Source organism: Chitinophaga sp. Ak27 (genome assembly GCF_012726295.1).
Classification (GTDB): Bacteria; Bacteroidota; Bacteroidia; order Chitinophagales; family Chitinophagaceae; genus Chitinophaga.
The window spans coordinates 1-846 of sequence record NZ_JABAOB010000021.1 but is presented as its reverse complement, the minus strand read 5'-3'; the positions used below and the strand labels follow the sequence as shown (position 1 = coordinate 846).

General features: G+C 48.8%; 1 protein-coding gene. It reads right to left on the bottom strand.

What is annotated here, in order from left to right; translation table 11 throughout:
• The coding region (locus HGH90_RS31445; protein ID WP_168767659.1) for a hypothetical protein at window positions 1-846 on the bottom strand (846 nt) is incomplete at both ends.

Genomic DNA, 846 nt, shown 5'->3' with positions numbered 1-846 from the left:
AGTTGGTAAGCAGTACGGTGTCTGTAGTCGCCGCGCAGGTACCGTTGGTAACAGTCCATACGAGGGCAGCTGTGTGGCCAGCGAGTACTTTTACTTTGGTCGTGTTTAACGTAGTATCAGTAATAGTAATCCAGCTTTGCTTACCGCCCACGATGGTCCATGCGCCGTATGCTCCGTACTCCGAAGGCTTATTAGCCGCCATGGTGAAGATGGAGTCGTTACAATGTTTCTGATCCACGTTTGCTTTAGCAACTGCAGGTACATCGTAGTTAGTGAGCAACACAGTGTCGGTGGTAGCAGCACAGGTACCATTGGTAATGGTCCATACCAGGGCAGCCGTATGACCAGCTAGTACTTTTACTTTGGTCGTGTTTAAAGTGGTATCAGTAATAGTGATCCAGCTCTGTTTACCGCCTACAATGGTCCATGCGCCATAAGCACCATATTCCGTAGGCTTGTTAGCGGCCATGGTGAAGATGGAGTCGTTACAATGTTTCTGATCGATATCGGCATTTGCGATAGCCGGCTTGTCGTAGTTGGTGAGCAGTACTGTATCGGTGGTAGCTACGCAGGTACCATTGGTGATAGTCCATACCAGTGTAGCGGTGTGGCCCGCCAGTACTTTTACTTTAGTAGTATTTAAAGTAGTGTCAGTAATAGTGATCCAGGCTTGTTTACCACCTACAATGGTCCATGCGCCATAAGCGCCATATTCTGTAGGCTTGTTAGCCGCCATGGTGAAGATGGAGTCGTTACAGTGTTTCTGATCAATATTAGCCTTAGCCACCGCCGGAATATCGTAGTTGGTGAGCAGTACTGTATCGGTGGTAGCCGCGCAGGTACCGT